At 72.1% G+C, this 19526-nt stretch carries 1 protein-coding gene (cut by a window edge); it reads right to left on the reverse strand.

Annotated elements, in window-relative coordinates; all coding sequences use genetic code 11:
- Positions 1-19526, reverse strand: partial view of an LEPR-XLL domain-containing protein gene (locus tag AC5IG3_RS00315; protein ID WP_491896830.1) — the final stretch only. Its footprint extends 21604 nt past the window's final position; 19526 of the gene's 41130 nt are visible here — the last part of the coding sequence; its start codon lies off the right edge, out of view; it ends in the stop codon at positions 1-3.

The following is a 19526-nucleotide window of genomic DNA, read 5'->3' on the forward strand; positions in this document are numbered from 1 at the left end:
TCACAGTGTCAGGGACTCGACCCAGTAATCGAATGCGCCGGAGCCGACCATCGCCACACCCGACGAGGTGGGCTGGCGGTCGAGCTCGCCGAGCAGATAGGCGTGGCTCCAGTCGGGCAGCGCATCATCGCCCGAGTCGGCCGCATCCAGCACGATGTCGGCTGAGGCCAGGCGCGCCACCTTGGCGCTGACGCTCCAGTCCTGGGCACTGCGCCAGCTGGACGCGGCTGCGGTGGCACCGGATTCGCCCAGGCGCAGCGTCTGCGACAGCGGCGCGATCGGCTCGATCGGCAGCAGGTAGGTGGTTGCGCGCAGCGTGTTGCTGGTGGGCGCAGCCACGGTCTGTGCCACCGAGGTCGGCGTCGACAGGTCGACCTGGCCGCTCGCCACGCTCTGCGTCACGGCGTTGACCAGCTGCAGGTAGACCGAACCCGCGCTCATCACCACGTAGTTGACGTCGCCGCTGGCCTGGGTCTGGCGCGCCACCATGCCGCTGGGCGCCAGCACGTTGACCGTGGCGGATTGCACCCGCACGGCGTTGCCTTGGCCGAGCAGCGGGCCCATGCCCTGCAGGTCGACGCGGTCGGCGACGACGTTCGCCGTGCCGTTGGCCGACGTGAGCGCCGAGATGGTCGAGCCGACCGCCTCGGAGCGCAGCGTCACCGTCTGGCCGGTGGCGGCGATGTGGTCGACCACCAGGCCGTCGCGCGCCATCAGCGCCACGTCGCCCAGCGCCGTCAGGCTGCTGCCTGCCTGCATCGTGAGCGTGCGGCCCCACAGCGTCACGGCGTCGTCGAAGGTGGCGTTGCCCACCACCTGCAGCGCACCGCTCAGATCGGCATGGCCGATCTCGATGCGGGCATAACCGTCACCCAACGCCGCCAGGGTCTGGCTGCCGATCAGCAGGCCGTCCTGCGCCTGCGCCGCGCTGCCGACGTAGATCGTGCGGGCCGGATCGTTGGCCAGCAGCGTCAGCGTGGCCGTCGGATCGGCTGGCTGCAGGCTGTTGGCGCCGCCTTCCAGGTTCAGCGCGTCGGCGCTGAACACCACGTTGCCGCTCAGGCTGGCCGTGCCGCTGAAGCGGATGCCTTCAGGGGCCGTCGCGGTCAATCTCGCGTCGCTCAGCACCACCTGCGCCGCGCCGGTGACGAGCAGCGAAGCCGCTTGCACATCGCCCCGCAGCACGACGGTGGAACCCGCCGCTGCGCGCACCTCGACCGGGCTGTCGAAGCGCACCGGGTCGACGCTGCCGTCGATGGTGATGTTGCCGGTCTGCGTGTCGCCACCGATCACGACCAGCGCGTAGCCCGGATCGAGCCGGCCCAGGTCGGTGGTGTTGAAGAACCACTGGCCGGCTGCGGGACCGCTGGGCAGGGTCGAGCCGATGGTCATGGCCTGGTCGGCGCTGACCGGCTTGATGGTCAGCGTGCCGGCCGTCGCCGGGCTGTTGCTGGTGACCTGGCCGTTGCCGCCCCAGATCACGCTCTGGCGCGTCGACAGGTCGACGTTGCCCTGCTCGGTGACGATGGCGGCGTTGACCGTCGCCGCGCCACCCAGGCTGAGCAGGCGCACGTTGCCGGCGCCCTCGGTGGCCACGGCCACGCCGTCGGTCTGGCCGGTGCCGTCGTTGAGCGTGATGCGGCCACTGGCCTGCAGCACGATGTCGCCACCGGCTTGCGCCACCAGGTCGGACTGGGCCGCGTCGGTCACGGCCGTCGTGGCCCCTGCAGCATCCACCCGCGCCACGCTGACGGCCACCGTATCGATGGTCACGTCATCGGCTTCGTGGATGTAGATGCCCGTCGAGCCCACACCTGCACTGTGTGCCGACAGCGTGCCCGCCGCCAGCATGAGCGGATTCAGCACCGCGCCGATCGCCCCGCTGGCCTGCAGGCGCAGTTGGGTCGCGCTCAGGTTGGTGAGGCTGCCCGTCGCACGGCTGATCGCACCGGCATCGGCGCGCACGCTCAGTGCGTCGGCGCTCAGCGCGCCCAGCACGATGTCGCCACCGGCATGGGCCCGCAGACTGCCTCCCACGGCCCGGGCTGTCGCGCTGCCCGCCATGGACAGGCGGGCAGCCGCGTCAAGGTCGATGCTGGCGCCACCGTTGCTCAGGTCGGTGCCTGCCGCCAGGCCGAGGTGGCGGCCCGCCAGCAGGCTGATCGCACCGCTGGTGCTGACCACGTCGGCGTTCAAGGCGATGTCGCCGTCGGCGGCCAGGGTCTGCAGCAGCACGGTGCCCGTGCCGTTCGCGCTGATGGCGCCGCCGTCGTTGAGCGTCAAGGCGCCGGTGCTGCTGCGGATCACGATCGCGCCGTTGGCGCTGGTGACCACGTCGTCGATGGCCAGGCCATCGGCTTCGAGCACGAAGACGCCACCGCTGCCCGCGCGGGCGCCGAGCGTCGCGACCTGGGTGTCGATCGCGTTCGCCGCCGTGCCCACGCCGGTGCCTGCGCTCAGGCGCAGACCGCTGGCGGCCACGTCGATGAGGCTGTCGCCGCCGTCGAGGATCGAGCCGGCCGTGGCCGTCAGGCTGGCGTTGGCGCTGGTGGCGATGCCGCCCAGCACGATGTCCTGGGCCGCCTGCACGCGCACGTCGCCGCTGGCGCTGACCGCCAGACTGGTGTCGCTCATCGATACCGAGCCGGTGCCGGCCAGCAGGTCGAGCGTGCCGGTGCCGCCGGTGCGCACATCGGCACCGGCGGTCAGGCCGAGGTGGCGGCCCGCCAGCAGGCTGATCGCACCGCTGGTGCTGACCACGTCGGCGTTCAAGGTGATGTCGCCGTCGGCGGCCAGGGTCTGCAGCAGCACGGTGCCCGTGCCGTTCGCGCTGATGGCGCCGCCGTCGTTGAGCGTCAAGGCGCCGGTGCTGCTGCGGATCACGATCGCGCCGTTGGCGCTGGTGACCACGTCGTCGATGGCCAGGCCATCGGCTTCGAGCACGAAGACGCCACCGCTGCCCGCGCGGGCGCCGAGCGTCGCGACCTGGGTGTCGATCGCGTTCGCCGCCGTGCCCACGCCGGTGCCTGCGCTCAGGCGCAGACCGCTGGCGGCCACGTCGATGAGGCTGTCGCCGCCGTCGAGGATCGAGCCGGCCGTGGCCGTCAGGCTGGCGTTGGCGCTGGTGGCGATGCCGCCCAGCACGATGTCCTGGGCCGCCTGCACGCGCACGTCGCCGCGGGTGGCGGCGGCCTGGCTGGTGTCGCTCATCGACACCGAGCCGGTGCCGGCCAGCAGGTCGAGCGTGCCGGTGCCGCCGGTGCGCACATCGGCACCGGCGGTCAGGCCGATGTGGCGGCCCGCCAGCAGGCTGATCGCACCGCTGGTGCTGACCACGTCGGCGTTCAAGGTGATGTCGCCGTCGGCGGCCAGGGTCTGCAGCAGCACGGTGCTGCTGTCTGCCAGGCTGATGCCACTGCTGCCCGCCGTGCCGGCGTTGACGGTGATGCCACCGCTGCGTGCCTGCAGCACGGCCGCGCCGTTGCCGGCAACGAGCAGGTCTTCCTGCGCTGCGTCGGTGGTCTGTGCCGTCGAGGTGCCGGCATGGATGGCCACGCGCTGGACCGAGATCGCTGCCAACCGGTCGATGGTGACGTCGCTGGCGTCGCTGATGAAGACGCCGCCAGCGCCGGACGTGGCGCTGAGCAGCGCGGTTTCGGTTTCGAGTGCATTGCCGGCCTGGCCTGCACCGTGGCTGGTCGCCACGGCGTTCAGGCGCAGCGCGCGGGCGTAGACGTCGGTGACCGTGCTGTCGCCGGCGTTGTCGAGCACGCTGCCGCCGCTGCTGATGAGGCTGACCGCACCCCAGGTCGAGGCCTGGCCGGTCAGCAGGCCGCTGCTGCGGTCGGTGCTGCTGCGCGCGTCGAGCACGCCCACCGTGATGTCGCCGGTCGCGGCGGCGCGGATGTTGCCGCCCGCGCTCTGCACCACGGCGCCGTCGGCCATGCTGATCACGCTGCCGGCGGCCAGGTCGACGCTGGCGGTGGCGGCCGGGCCGTCGGCCCGCACGTCGCCATCTGCCAGCAGGTTCAGGGCGCCGGTCGCCAGCAGGCTGATGGCCCCGTCACGGCTGCCGAGTGCCGCACCCAGCGTCAGGCTGCTGGCGGTGCCGCCCGCGCTGAGCAGCAGGTTGCCGGCCGTGTTGACCGTGCCGCTGCCTGCCAGCGTGCGGATGGCGCCGTCGATCGTGCCCAGGCTCAGGTGGCTGGCCGAAGCCAGGCCTGCCAGGGCCGCATCGATGCTCAGCGTGCTGACCGAGCCGTCACGGCCGACCTGCACGACGTTGATCGCCTCCAGGCCGCCGATGTCGATCGCGTCGGTTTCGCTCAGGAAGAGGCCCCCGGTGCCCGTGCCGGCCACGTCGGCTGCCAGGCGGCTGACGCGGGTTTCCAGCGCATTGGCACCGCTGCCGGCGCCGTTGCCAGTCGCCGTGCCCGTGGTGACGATGCGCAGCTGGTCGGCCGTCACGTTGACCGTGTCGCTGCCGCCCGAGCCGGCGTCGCTGACCGTCGAGGCGGCCAGGCTGACGTTGCCCGTGGTGGCCAGCGCGCCGAGTTGCAGCGCGGCACCGGCGCTGTAGCGGATGTTGCCGCCGTCGGTGCTGGCGCTTGCGCCGTGGGCCATGGTGATGGCCGCACCGGCCGTCACGTCGATGCTGGCCGCGCCCGTGGTGCTGATGCTGCCGGCACTGGCCTGGCTGAGGGCCGCGCTGGCGTGCAGGCTGATCGCGCTGCCGCCGGTGCTGATCAGGCCGGCATTCAGTGCCAAGTTGCCGGTCTGTGCGTTCAGGCGCACCGCGCCCGCGCCGACCAGCACGCCCGAGGTGTTGGCCGTGCCGGCGTTGACCGTGAGGTCGCCGGTTGCGACGTCGAGCACCAGGGCGCCGACGCCGGTCACGACCAGGTCCTGCTGCGTCACGGTTGCCGTGCCGCTGGGCGTCAACGGCACGCTGGCATCGGCAGAGACGCGGTGGACCGCGATGGTCAGGGTGTTGACCGCCACGCCGTTGCTTTCGCTCAGGAAGACGCCGCCGTCGCCTGCACGCGCGCTGAGCGTGTCGACCGAGACTTCCAGGTGGTTGGCGCCCGTGCCGATGGCCGTGCCCGCTTTCAGGATCAGGCCCGCCGCGCTGATGTCGACCTCGGCGTCTTCGGCCAGCAGGCCGTCGCGGTCGATGAGGTGGCCGGCGCTGCCGTCGGTCGACACCGTGTTGGCCACCAGACTCACGCTGCCGGAGCCGGCGCTGAGGGTCTCCACCGTGATGTTGCCGGTCGTCGCCGCCAGGCTGATGTGGCCGTTGGCACTGGTGACGGCTGTGGCATCGGCCATGACGATGTGGCGCGTGGCCACGAGGTCGATGCTCTTGCCCGCCTCCAGCGCGCTGACGCTGGCGTCGAGCAGCAGGTCGCGCCCGGCGTTCAGGCTGGTGTGGCCGCCGCCGAGCGTGTTGGTGAGGCTGGCGCCCAGCGTCAGGTCGGACGTGGCGCCGCCGGCTTGCAGCAGCACGTTGCCGCTGGCCGTGATCGCGCCGCCGGCCAGGGTGCTCAGGCCGCCGGCCGTGGTCGTGAGGATCAGGTTCGCGCCGCTGACGACATTGCTCTGCGCTGCATCGCTGGTGGCGGTGAGCGTGACGCCATCCGAGCCGACCTGGGTGACGTTGATCGCGTTGAGCGTGCCGATCTGCAGGGCGTCGGCCTCGCGGATGAAGAGGCCGCCCGAGCCGGTGCCGGCGATGCTGGCCGCCAGCGTGGTGACGGCGGTCTCGATCGCGTTCGCGCCTGTGCCCGCGCCGTCGCCCGAGGCGGTGCCGGTGGTGGTGATGCGCAGCTCGTCGGCCGTGACGTTGACCGAGTCGGTGCCGCCGGTGCCTGCATCGGTGAGGCGGCCGGCGCTCAGGCTGACGTCGCCTGTGGTGCTCACGGCACCCAGCTGCAGGGTGGTGCCCGCCACGATGCGGATGTTGGCGTCCGCGCTGATGGCCGTGCCATCGTCCATCGTGAAGCTGCTGCCCGCACGCAGGTCGATCGTGCCGCTGCCGGTGGTCGTGATCGCGGCCTTCTGGGTGTAGCTGCTGCCGGCGATCAGGCTGAGCGCGCCGCTGCCGGCGTCGATCAGGTTGTTCTGCGTGATCGCGCCGCTCGTGGCCTGGATCAACACGGCGCCCGCGCCAGCGGCGCTGACGTTGTCGCTGAGCACCAGATCGCCCGTGGTGCTTTGCAGCACCAGCGCGCCGCCGGCGGTGGTCGCCAGATCGGACTGTGCCGCGTGGGTGGTGAGCGTGGCCAGCGCCGCGCTGTCGACGCGGCTGACCTGCACGGTCAGGGTGTCGACGGTCAGGCCATCGGCCTCGCTGAGGAACAGCCCGCCGGCGCCGGCCCGCGCGCTCAGCGTGGTGACGGCGGTCTCCAGGGCGTTGCTGCCGCTGCCGATGGCGTTGCCCGCCTGCAGGATCATGCCGGCGGCGCTGATGTCGGCCGGGGCGGCGCCGTCGGCGTCGCTGTCCTGGTCGATCACGCTGCCGCTGGCGTTGGCGATCACGCTGCCGGAGCCGGCGCTGAGGGTCTCGACCGTGATGTTGCCGGTCGTCGTCGCCAGGCTGATGTGGCCGTTGGCACTGGTGACGGCCGTGGCATCGGCCATGACGATGTGGCGCGTGGCCACGAGGTCGATGCTCTTGCCCGCCTCCAGCGCGCTGACGCTGGCGTCGAGCAGCAGGTCGCGCCCGGCGTTCAGGCTGGTGTGGCCGCCGCCGAGCGTGTTGGTGAGGCTGGCGCCCAGCGTCAGGTCGGACGTGGCGCCACCGGCTTGCAGCAGCACGTTGCCGCTGGCCGTGATCGCGCCGCCGGCCAGGGTGCTCAGGCCGCCGACCGTGGTCGTGAGGATCAGGTTCGCGCCGCTGACGACATTGCTCTGCGCTGCATCGCTGGTGGCGGTGAGCGTGACGCCATCCGAGCCGACCTGGGTGACGTTGATCGCGTTGAGCGTGCCGATCTGCAGGGCGTCGGCCTCGCGGATGAAGAGGCCGCCCGAGCCGGTGCCGGCGATGCTGGCCGCCAGCGTGGTGACGGCGGTCTCGATCGCGTTCGCGCCTGTGCCCGCGCCGTCGCCCGAGGCGGTGCCGGTGGTGGTGATGCGCAGCTCGTCGGCCGTGACGTTGACCGAGTCGGTGCCGCTGACGAAGGCATCGGTGAGGCGGCCGGCGCTCAGGCTGACGTCGCCGGTGGTGCTCACGGCGCCCAGCTGCAGGGTGGTGCCCGCCACGATGCGGATGTTGGCGTCCGCGCTGATGGCCGTGCCATCGTCCATCGTGATGTTGCTGCCCGCACGCAGGTCGACCGTGCCGCTGCCGGTGGTCGTGATCGCGGCCTTCTGGGTGTAGCTGCTGCCGGCGATCAGGCTGAGCGCGCCGCTGCCGGCGTCGATCAGGTTGTTCTGCGTGATCGCGCCGCTCGTGGCCTGGATCCGTACCGCGCCAGCGGCGCTGACGTTGTCGCTGAGCACCAGATCGCCCGTGGTGCTTTGCAGCACCAGCGCGCCGCCGGCGGTGGTCGCCAGATCGGACTGTGCCGCGTGGGTGGTGAGCGTGGCCAGCGCCGCGCTGTCGACGCGGCTGACCTGCACGGTCAGGGTGTCGACGCTCAGGCCATCGGCCTCGCTGAGGAACAGCCCGCCGGCGCCGGCCCGCGCGCTCAGCGTGGTGACGGCGGTCTCCAGGGCGTTGCTGCCGCTGCCGATGGCGTTGCCCGCCTGCAGGATGAGGCCTGCGGCGCTGATGTCGGCCGGGGCGGCGCCGTCGGCGTCGCTGTCCTGGTCGATCACGCTGCCGCTGGCGTTGGCGATCACGCTGCCGGAGCCGGCGCTGAGGGTCTCGACCGTGATGTTGCCGGTCGTCGTCGCCAGGCTGATGTGGCCGTTGGCACTGGTGACGGCCGTGGCATCGGCCATGACGATGTGGCGCGTGGCCACGAGGTCGATGCTCTTGCCCGCCTCCAGCGCGCTGACGCTGGCGTCGAGCAGCAGGTCGCGCCCGGCGTTCAGGCTGGTGTGGCCGCCGCCGAGCGTGTTGGTGAGGCTGGCGCCCAGCGTCAGGTCGGACGTGGCGCCACCGGCTTGCAGCAGCACGTTGCCGCTGGCCGTGATCGCCCCGCCGGCCAGCGAGCGGATGCTGCCGACCGTGGTCGTGAGGATCAGGTTCGCGCCGCTGACGACATTGCTCTGCGCTGCATCGCTGGTGGCGGTGAGCGTGACGCCATCCGAGCCGACCTGGGTGACGTTGATCGCGTTGAGCGTGCCGATCTGCAGGGCGTCGGCCTCGCGGATGAAGAGGCCGCCCGAGCCGGTGCCGGCGATGCTGGCCGCCAGCGTGGTGACGGCGGTCTCGATCGCGTTTGCGCCCGTGCCCGCGCCGTCGCCCGAGGCGGTGCCGGTGGTGGTGATGCGCAGCTCGTCGGCCGTGACGTTGACCGAGTCGGTGCCGCTGACGAAGGCATCGGTGATGGAGCTCGCACTCAGGCTCACGTCCGCCGTGGTGCTCAGGGCGCCCAGTTGCAGCGTGCCCGTCGACACGATGCGGATGTTGCCGCCGTCGCTGCTGCGCACGGTGGCGCCATGGCTCATCGTGATCGAGCCGGCGCGCAGGTCGAGGGTGGCGCCGCTGAGCAGGTCGGCCGTGGCCGCCAGGCTCAGGTCGCCGCTGGCCAGCGCGCTGAGCGCGCCGGTGCCGGCATCGACGTCGGCATTGACGATCAGGGCGCCGTTGAGCGCCTGCAGCAGCACGGCGCCCGCGCCCGGTGCGCCGAGGGCCGCGTCGACCGTCAGGTTGCCGGCCACGGCCGTGCCGTTGCGCAGCACGATGGCGGCGTCGCTGGCCGCCGTCAGGCCGGTGAGTGCGGCGGCGTCGGTCACGGCCGCGCTGCTGCCGTCGGCCGCGACACGCTGCACGCTGGTGGCGGCCACGCTGGTCACGCTCAGGGCGTCGCGTTCGCTGAAGAAGAGGCCGCCGCTGGCCGTGCTTCGGGCGGCCAGTTGGGCCAGGTCGAGTTCGAGCGCATTGGCGCCGCTGCCGACGCCGCTGGCGGCGTCCAGGCGGGCGGACTGGCCGCGCAGGTTGACGAGTTGGCTGGCTGCATCGGCATCGGCGTCGAGGATGGCGCCGCCGGCGGTCAGGCTGGCCGTGCCGGCGTTGCCGACATCGACCAGGCCGAGCACCAGATTGCCGCTGGCCGCCACGCGCACCGCGCCGCTGTTGGCGGCCAGGCTGGCGCTCGTGCCCATGGTGACGGCCCCTGCGCTGGCCTGCACATCGATCGACTTGCCGGCCGCCAGCGTGCTGATGGACACGCCTTCGGCTGCCGTGCCGATGTCGACGCCGCCGCTCGCCCGCAGCGAGATATGGCCGCTGGTCGAGCCGATGTCGGCGTTGACGGCGATGCTGCCGGACAAGGTCTGCAGCAGGATGTTGCCGCTGTTGCCGGTGCCGCTGGCCGTGCTGCTGATGCCGCCGATGACCGAGAGGTCACCGCTGGTGAGCACCAGCGAGACCACGCCCGCGTCGGCGGTGACGCCGGCCAGGCTCAGGCCCAGCGGCAGGCTGTCCGCAATGGTCAGGCTGGTGGCTTCGACGATGTAGACCCCACCGCTGCTGGTGTCGGTGGCGACCAGGCTGGCGACCTGGGTGCGCAGCGGCGTGGCAGCGCTGCCGATGCCGCTGGCCGCGAACAGCAGTGCGGCGGCGGCGTCGCCGTCGAGGTTGAGGCCGTTGCCGGTGAGGTTGTCGCTGATGGCGCCGCCGGTGCTGGTGGCCGAGACGCTGCTCGTCACCGCCACATGGCTGAGCGCGATAGGGCCGCCGGCCTGCAGGCTGGCGCGTCCGCTGGTGCCCACCGAGGTGATGGACGTGCCGTCGACCATGGTGATGGCGCCGCCCGCCGCCAGGCTGACCAGACCGCCGGTGCTGCCCAGGCTGCCCGAGGTGATGTCGCCGCCCTGGCTGATGGCGCCGGTGCCGGCGCTCAGGCTGATGTCGCTGCCCGTGGCCGTGGCCTGCAGATGGACGCCGGCGGCGGTGGTGAGGGCGTCGGCCGCGCTCAGCGTCAGCGCGCCACGGCTGGTGACGGCCTGGTTGATCAGCAGGTCTTCACCGCTGCCCTGGACCGCCAGCAGCAGCGTGCCGCTGGCGGCGTTGCTGACGCCCGCCGTGGCCGTGCCGTTGAGCGTGAGCGCTGCGGCGTTGCTGACGTTGCCGCCCAGCACGGTGACGCTGCCGCCGCGTGCGGTCAGTTCGATCTTGCCGCTGGCGGCGGCCGAGGTCTGCTGCAGGCGTGCCACGGCGACGTCGCCGCTGATCTGGGTGGCGTCGAAGCGGCCGATCGGTGCCTGCGAGCGCACGCCGTTGACGCCCAGCACGATGTCGCCGCTGCCGGCGTTGGCCACCGACAGCAGCGGGGTCTCGATCGAGGCCAGGTTGACGCCGGCCTGGGCCTGCACCACCAGTTCCAGGCTGCGCAGTGCCTCTCCCAGCTTCTGGTCGTTGGCGACATCGCCTTGCGAGACGCTGCCCTGCGCCGAGACCAGCGTGATCGAGTCGGCTTCGATCTCGTTGAAGATCTGGATGTTGTTGACCGCGTCGAGCTTGAGCGTGTCGGCCGCGCCCATGCGCAGCACGGTGCCGGCGGCGCTGTAGTCGCTGACCGTGATGCTGCCGCCGTAGATGGCGGTGCTGTCGCGGAAGGTCAGCGCTTCGGCGGCGCCGTTGGCGCCGATCGTCACCAGGCTGGCGGCGGCGGCCACGTCGGCATGGCCGCCGGTGGCGTGTCCGATGGTGATGCTGCTGAAGCCTTCGCGCAGCGTCAGCAGTTCGGTGGTGTCGAGGTTGAGCACGTCGGTCGTGCCGATGCCCGAGGGCGAAGCCACCGCGATGGCCTGGGTCCGGGTGGTCGGGCGCAACGTGACCGAGCCGGTGCCCTGCACCGACTCCTCGGCCATCGCCAAGGTGATCTCGTTGGCTTCGAGCAGCAGGTTGCCGCCGCCTTCGAGCGTGACCGAACTGCCGATGGCGAAGTTGATCTGGCTGGCGCCGGTGATCGACAGGCTGCCGCCGCCCAGCAGGCGCACGCCCTTGGTGAAGGTGACGGTGCCGGTGGCGTTGATGAGGATGCTGCCGTCGATGACGACTTCCTCGTCGAAGGTCACGTCACGCGCGGTCGTGATGGTCAGGCCATCCAGGTAGTCTGCCCCGGCCTCGCCGCTGTCGGCGCCCATGAAGCGCGCGATGAACTCGATGTTGCCGCTGGCCGCCAGGTTCAGCGTGTCGGTGGTGGCCGGGCCGTCGCCGACGACGAAGAAGTTGTGGCCCGACTGGCCGAAAACGATGTCGCTGTTGGCTGCGGTGGTGGCGGCAATGCTGTAGCTGCCCCGCACGCGGGCCGAGTCGTTGATGATGGCCGAGCCGCTGGTGACCGTGGTCGTGCCCGTCAGCGTGGTGGTCTCGCCGGAGCCGAAGATCATCAGCGACGGCAGCATCAGGTCGGCACCGATCAGGATCGAGCCGCCGCTGCCGTCCGAGTACAGCGTCGTCGGGGCGTTGAGCACCAGGGCCTGGCCGGGATCGCTGCTGGTCAGGTAGATCGGGTTGGCGCTGCCGCTGGCACCGATCACCAGCCCGCCCAGGCCGGCACCGATGTTGCCGAGGTCGGCGCGGTCGAGGTTGAGCGTCTGCGTGGCCAGCACGCCGGCATTGACCGCCAGCGTCTGGTCGGCATTGGTGACCAGGTCGCCCAGGACGATGGCGCGGGTCGGGTTGTTGGGCTTGATCGTCAGCGTCGCGTCGGCGCTGCGGATCGGCGCGTCGATGTCGACGTCGTCGGCCGCGACGGTGATGTCCTCGCCGGCCGCGTCGACCGCGCCCTGGATGGTCTGCGTGCCCGACAGGCTGTTGACCTGGGTGGCGCCGCCGCGCGAGCCCGAGGCGTCGGGCGCCGCGCTGCCCACGCCCACCGCGTCGGTGGTGATGACGGCCACGTCGGCGCGCGAGGTGCTCGACGCCACCAGCGTGGCGGCGTCGGCATAGATCGCCAGCGGGCTGTAGGTGAAGCCGGCCACGTTCTGGCCGATGCCACCGCTGGCCAGCAGGCTGAGCTGGCCCTCGGTGGTCTGCACATAGGCGCCGCCGGCGGCGCGCAGCACGTCGCCGTTGACCAGGCCGTGCAGCAGGCTGTCGGCGCTGCTGAGGTAGCTCGCCGTGACCTCGCCGGTGGCCACGTCGACGCTGAAGCGGCCGTTCAGCAGCGCCCAGTTCAGGTCGGGGTCGAAGCTGCCGTCGGCCTGGCGCAGCCACTGCGCGTCGGTCGACGCGGTGAGGATGTCGCCCTGGGTGGCGCGCAGCAGGATGTCGCCGCTGCCTGCCACATGAATGCCGGCGGCCAGCGTCAGGTCGCCGTTTTCGGCGACCACGCTGACACTGCCACCGCTGGTGGCAATGCCTGCACCGTCGAGGGTGACGGCGCCGGCGCCGGCGTAGAGCTCGACGTTGCCGCCGGCTGAGCTGGTGATGCCCAGCGCCAGCACGTCGATGTCGCCGCCCTGGGTGCGGATCTGCACGTCGCCGGCTGCCTGCTGCTGCACCTGGTCGAGCGCGAGTGCATCGACTTCGATGACAGAGATGTCCCCGCTGCCTGTGTTCAGGAGATCCATGGTGTTGACCTGGGTTTCGATCGGTTGAAGCAGCGCGCCGATGCCGCCGCTGGAGAGAACCAGCAGCCGGGCGTTGGCGGCTGAAATGACGGTGTGGCTGGCATCGGCGGCGGCGAACAGGCCGCCCGCTTCGATGCGCAGATCGCCGCCGTGGGTGGTGCGCAGATGGCCGAGCGTGACCGTGCCGGCCGCGCTCAGGTCGAGCGCGCCGCTGCCGGCGTCGACCACGGTCTCGCCGCTCATGCGCAGCGCACCGGTGCCGGCATCCAGGTGGATGGCGCCGCTGGTGGTGGTGAGGTCGCCGATGTCGGCCAGCACCAGGCCGTTGGCCGCGTCGAGCGTGATCGCGCCCGCTGCGGCGCGGATGGCCTGGTTGAGCGTGATGCCGCCGGCGCTGCTGCGCAGCGTGACTGCGTTGGCGCCGGCGGCGGTGATCGCGCCGTCCAGCACCAGCGCGCCGCCGGTTTGCACCGACACCGCGCCCTGGCCGCTGCTGACGATGCGCTGCACCGTCAGGCCGCTGGCGTCGACCACGTCGATGTCGCCGCCGGCCTGGACGTCGAGGGTGTCGACGTCGATGCTGCGGCCCGCGCCGCCGAGCGTCACGCCCTGCGCCGCCTCGATGACCAGCGCATTTGCGTCGGCCAGGCCCTGCACCACCACGCGGCCGGTGCGCGAGACCAGCCGCACCGTGCCGGCGCTGCCGATGATCTGGCCGATGACGATGTCGCCGTCGGCCTCGATGTCGATATCGCCGCCGTCGAGCGTGATCGTGCTGATCGCCAGGTCGGGGCTGCCCGCATCGAGCTGCAGCAGCGTGAAGTTGCTCTTGCTGGCCGCGCCGGCCGGCGTGCTCAGCTGCACCGACAGGTTGCTGACTGCGGTGGTCAGCGTGAGCTGGTCGCCCGCGCGGACGTCCAGGCTGCCGGCGGTGACCGTGCCGCCCAGCGTCAGGCCCTGGCCGGCGGCCAGGCTGATGCTGCCGCTGGCACCGACGTCGAGCGGCGAGACCACGACCAGCGCGTTGTCGGCCGCCAGCGTCAGGGTTTCGCCGGCATGGGTCGGCAGGTTGACGACCGTGAGGCTGCCGCCGACCGACTTCAGGCCGTAGCTGCCGGGCGCCCGGTCGGGCACCACCAGCACATAGTTGCCCGTGACCTGCAGCAGCGAGACATTGCTGTCGCGCGCCGAGGCCGACACGCTGAAACCGAGGTTGGCCTGGACCGCCGTCAGCGTCAGGGTCTGCAGCGTGGCGTCGAAGGCCGCGCTGACCACCCCACCGGCATCGAGCTTGAACTTCAGCGCCGCCAGCACCGCAGTCCAGTCGGCCGTGACGCTGGCGCCGTTGACCATCTCGCCCACGGCCACCGTGGTGGCGCTGCCGTTGACGCTGATCGTGTAGCCGACGCCGGCACGCGGCGAGCCCGAGAAGGCGACGCTGCTGACCTGGGCCTGCAGCTGGCCGGCGGCGACTTGCGGCGTCGCACCGGCCTCGGTGACCGCACCGGTCACCGCCTGCACGCCTGCGAACACCACCTGCGCGTCGCTGACGACGAAGCTGGCGTTGAGCGTGAGTGCGCTGATCGTCAGGCTGCGCGCCGTGGCGTCCATGCTGACGGCCAGGCGCGTGCCGACGAAGGGCACGCCGGCCGCTGTGGCCGCAGCCTGGTCGGCCGTGTAGGCGGCGTCTTCGCCGGCGGTGATCAGGCTCTGCAACTGACCCAGCACCGCAGCCCAGCTGTTCTCCACCACGCCGGCCTGGCCGATGGTGGCGGTGTAACTGCGGCCGTTGACCGCCACCGTGAAGCGGTGGCCTGCGGTCAGGGTGTAGCCCGCAGCCGCGCCTTCGGCGGCGAAGACCACGGTGTTGCTCTGGAAGGCGTCCTGGCCGGCTTGCACCACGGCAAGTGCCGGATCGCGGGTCAGCAGGCTGCGGTCGCTGACGCTGGCCGACTGCACGGCAAACGGCGTGTTGGCGGCCGTCGCCGTCAGCGTGAGCTGGCGGGCGGTGGCGTCGACGTTGGTGCTGACGGTGCCGTCGGCGGCGATGCGCTCGCCCAGCTGGCCGAGCACGCCGGCCCAGCTGGCGGCCACGGTCGAGACGGCAGCGGTCGCGGTGATGCCACGCTCGGCCAGTGCCGTCACCAGGCCGTCGAGCACCTGGGTGGGCGTGCTGCCGGCGGTGGCGAGGTGACTCACCTGCACGTCGCCGACGCTGAGCAGGAACTGGCGGGTCTCGCCCGCCGGCACGTCGGCCATGCCGCTCAGGTCGAGCGTGCGCGGCAGCGTGCTGCCGGCGGGCGTGAGGCGCAGGCCGGCCAGCCAGGCCAGGGTGCCGGCATCGCTGACGGGCACGCCCGCGTCGTCGGTCATGCTCAGGCTGATGGCGGTATCGCGTTCGGCCGCGCCGAAGGTCAGCGCGGCATTGACGCCCACCTGGGCGCCGTAGGCCTTGCCATCGAGGATGACCGTGTAGCTCAGGCCGGCGACCGGTGCGGCCCCGGCAAAGACGAAGTCGCTCACCTGGGCCACGCCGGGTGCGGCGACCACGCTCGGCACGCTGCCGTTGTCGCTCACGGCGTTGGCCGCCGCGAGGGCGGCGCCCTGCACGCTGAAGGGCGTGTTGGTGGCGTTGGCGACCAGGGTCAGGCGGCGGGCGTCGACCTCGGCGCTGTGTGTCACCAGCACGTCGGCCGGGTTGCTGCTGGCGATGCTGACGACGGCGTTGTCGGCGCCCCGGGTGATCCACAGCACGTCACCGATCACTTCGATGCCGTAGGTGGGCGCACCGGCCGTGGTGAGCGCGGCGAGCGCCGCCGCGACCGCGCGGGCGCGGTCGGCGGGTGAGCTGTCGGCATCGGCCGCAGCCAGGGTGGCGCTGACGGTGTCGTTGCCCACCGTCAGCGTGTAGGTGACGGCGCTGCTGCCGCCCGTCACGGCCCCGCTGAAGTCGATCGGGCGGGCGTGCCAGACGCTGACGGCTTCACCGCGCTCGATCTGCGCCTGCAGCGCTGCCGAGACCGCCGTCCAGGTGGCCGCCACCGTGTCGGTGGTGGCCGTGGCGGCGTAGGTCGCATCGGCATCGATCAGGCTGGCCAGGCTGTTGGCCACGCTGGCCAGGGTGTCCGTTCCGGTGGCGGTGAGCGTGTAGGCGGTGCCGCCGATGTTGATGCGGTACTGCAGGTCGGCCCGTACCGGCAGGCCGGTCAGGCTGACGCGCTGGCCGGCGTCGCTGGTGGCGCCGACCTGGGCCAGGCCGGCTTCGGTCACCGGCTGCAGCGTCTGCACCGTGACGCTGATGGCGTCGGTGAGCGGATCGACGCCCCCGACGGCGGCGTCGCTGAGCGTGATCACGTTGCCGGCCAGGCTGGCGTCCAGCGCGGGCGTGGCGTTCAGCGCGGCCGTGATCTGCGCGGCCAGGCTGCCGCTGGCGTAGTCGACGCTCACGCTGACCGTGCCGACGCTGACGACGTAGCGTGCGCCGGCCTGGGCCGTCAGGCCGGCCACGTCGAGGGTGCGCGCGGGTGGCGTTTGCTCGCCGCTGACGGCGCTGGCGCTGGCACTGCCCAGCGCCGTGGTGGCCGCCCATTCCTGGACGTCCACCGTGATGGCGGCGCTGCCGGCGCCGGTGATCCAGAGCGTGGCGTTGTCGCCTGGCGCCGCTGCGTACGCGTGGCCGTTGACGACCACGCTGACCTGCTGGCCGGCGGCCAGCGTCGCGCCCGCGCCGAACTCGACCACGCTGCGCTGCGCCTGCGTGCTGCCGGCAGCGGTGGTGGGGGTGTTGCCGTCGTTGGCGACGGCATCGGGGCGCAGGCTGGTGATGGTCTCGCTGACCGTGGCCGCGTCGACGCTGAAGGCGGTGTTGAGCGCCTGTGCGGTCAGCACCAGTGCGAACTGGCCGGCGTCGACGCTGGCGGTGATGGCGTGGGCCGGCTCGTCCGTCAACGCCGTGGCCAGGCGCTGCAGCAGGTCGGGCAAGCTTTCGCCGGCGCCGGCCACCACCGAGCTGGTGATGCCGTTGACGGTCACGCTCCAGGTCTGGCCGGCGGCGATGATGTTGCCGAAGCGCAGCACGCTGGTCTGCGCGGCGTTGCTGCCGGCCGGCGTCAGCGCGCTCGTGCTCAGGCGGATGACACCACCGCCCGAGCTCTGGGCGGCGGCTTCGTTGAGCGTGCGGCCGTCGGTCGTGACGGTGAAGGCGTTGCTGGCGCCGGAGATGACGCGCACCTCGACCTCGGCGCTGCTGCCGGCATCGCTGGCCGATTGCAGCAGCTTGGCGGCCGGCACGGCGTTGCCGATCAGCGTGACGTCGTAGCCGTACAGGTCGGCCGAGCCCTGGTCGTAGGCCGTGCCGGTGACGTTGCCGGCGGCATCGCGCACCAGCGCCTGCCACTCGTCGATGTTGCCGGTCGCCTCGACCGTGATCGAGCCGTGCGCCTTGTTGGCACCGGCCAGCACGCCGGCCTCGATCAGGTCGACGTGCAGCGCGCCACCGATGCGCAACTCGATGTCGTCGCCGGCCTGGTCGGCCAGGTTGCGGATCTCGCGCACCCAGGTCTCGCCGCCGGTCTTGATGCGGATGGCGCCGTTGGCGGCCACCACCGAATTCACCGTCAGGCCGGTGGCCTCGTTGACGATGATGTCGCCCGCCACGGTCGACGCGACCGCCAGGCTGTTGACCAGCGTGTTCAGCAGCACGCCGTTGCGTGCGCTGATGTCGAGGTGATCGGCAATGAAGACCGAGGCCCCGTCGGCCGCCACCGAGGCCGCCATCACGTTGACGTCGCCACCCTGCGCCGCATTGGCGGCGACGATGCCGCCGAGCACGCTGAGCGTGCCGCCGACGCGCAGGTCGACGTTGGCGGCCGGGTCGTAGGCCTGCAGGCCGCCGATGAAGCCGCTCAGCGTCAGGTCGCTGCTGACGGCCAGCGCGATGTCGCGCAGCGCACGCAGCTGGAAGTTCTCGGCCGGCAGCGTCGCCAGCTGGATGTCGATGAAACCGGTCGGCTGCGACACCGTGGTGTAGACGCCGGTGTTGTTGAAGTCGACCGCCTTGGATGCGTTGCGCTCCCCCCGTGCGGTGACGATGAACTGCCCGATCGACGCATGGCCGTGGCCCGCGTTGACGCTGCCGCGCAGCAGCACGTCCTCGCCCGCGACGAGTTCCAGCCGGCTGCCGGCGGTGAGGCTGCCGTTCAGGCTGAGCGTGCCGCCGGTGGCCAGGATCAGCGTGTCCGCGCTCAGCGTGGCCGGCAGGGTTTCGCTCAAGGTGGAGGAGACCACCTGGCCGCTGGCATTGAGCTGGGCCGTGCCGAAGGCAAAGGCATTGCCGGCGCGGTATTCCATCCAGGTGGTGGCGTTGAAGAAGCGGTAGAGCTGCAGGTCCTGCGCCGCCGCGAAAGCGACGCCGCCGTTGTAGTCCAGCGTGTCGGCCGCGCCCGCCGGTTGGCTGACGATGACTGAGTCGGCCGTGCTGCTCAGGCGGAGCATGTCGCCGCGCACCAGGCCGGCTGCGCCGACGCGCAGCGTGGCGCTGGCGCTCAGGCTGACCGTGTTCGTGATCGCCCCGACCGTGGCCGACTTGGCCGTCAGCGCCTGGATGACCTCGAAGCCCAGCGAGGTTTCCAGCGCGCCGTCCCGGTCGGACAGCTCGATGTGGCCGGTGCTGGTCACCGCGTCGAGCGTGTTGACCGCCATCTCGATGCCGGTGATGCCGGTGGCGGCACGCAGCGTCAGGCGATCGGCGACCAGGTCGACGGCGGCGTCGTTGCCGGCCTCGACGATCTGGCCGGCGGTGGAGGTGATGACGATGTCGCCCGCCGAGCTCACCCGGGTGGCCGGCAGGTCGCCGGCGTCGAGGGTGTCGCCGTCGCCGTTGCGGTCGACGCGCGGTGCATCGGCCGCCGTCGCGAGGTAAAGACCCGCCGAGGCATGGCGTACCAGCACGTCGCCGGTGGCGGTGACGCTGAGCGTGTGGGCGTCGAGGTTGGAGGCCAGCACCAGGTCGACCAGGTCGACCTGGCCGTCGGCCGTGAGCGTGAAGTCGCCGCTGTCGATGCGGCTGTCGGTGACGGCCAGATGGCGCGTGCCCTGGGCGATGCGCACGTCGCCGCTGCCGCGGGTGGCGATGGCCAGCGTGGCCACGTTGCTGCTGAGCATGACGAGGGCGCTGCCGGCCGTCGCGTCCTGCACGGCCGCGTAGATGCGCAGTTCGTCGGCCGTGATGCCGGTGCCGGCCAGGCTGCTGAGCGCACCTTCGGCATGCAGCACAACGTCGCCGCGACCGCTGTTGAGCAGATGGCCCACGCTCAACGCCGCCGGGTTGCCCGGACCGCTGGCAAAGGTCTGCAGCACGATGTCGTTGCCGTCGCCCGCGCCCTGGGTGGTGGCAGCACGGACCGTGAGCGCGCCGTCGTTGTCGATCAGGATGGCGCCGTCGAAGGCGACGGCTTCGGTGACGACCAGGTCGGTCAGGTTGACCAGCTCGATCTGGCCTGCGCCCGACAGCGCGAGGCGGTCGACCGTGGCGACGCGGCTCTGCAGGCGGATGGCGGTCTCGGCCTGCACCGTCAGGTGGCTGGCGCTGACCAGACCCGAGATCAGCTGCAGCGGCGCGCCGCTGTCCGGATCGGTGGCGGCGAGGGTGCTCTGGGTGACGGCGCCGGAGGCGGCCGTCAACGACACCGCGCGGCCCGCCGCCGCAGCGGTCAGGGTGGAGGCGGACAAGAGGATGTCGCCACCGTACTGGCCGGCGGTCAGCGTCAGGTCGCCCGTCTGGGCGGTCAGCACGGCGTCGCGGTCGGCGCTGATGCTGCCGTCGCGCGCACTCGCCA

The organism is Leptothrix sp. (in: b-proteobacteria) (assembly GCF_965250675.1).
GTDB lineage: Bacteria > Pseudomonadota > Gammaproteobacteria > Burkholderiales > Burkholderiaceae_C > Sphaerotilus.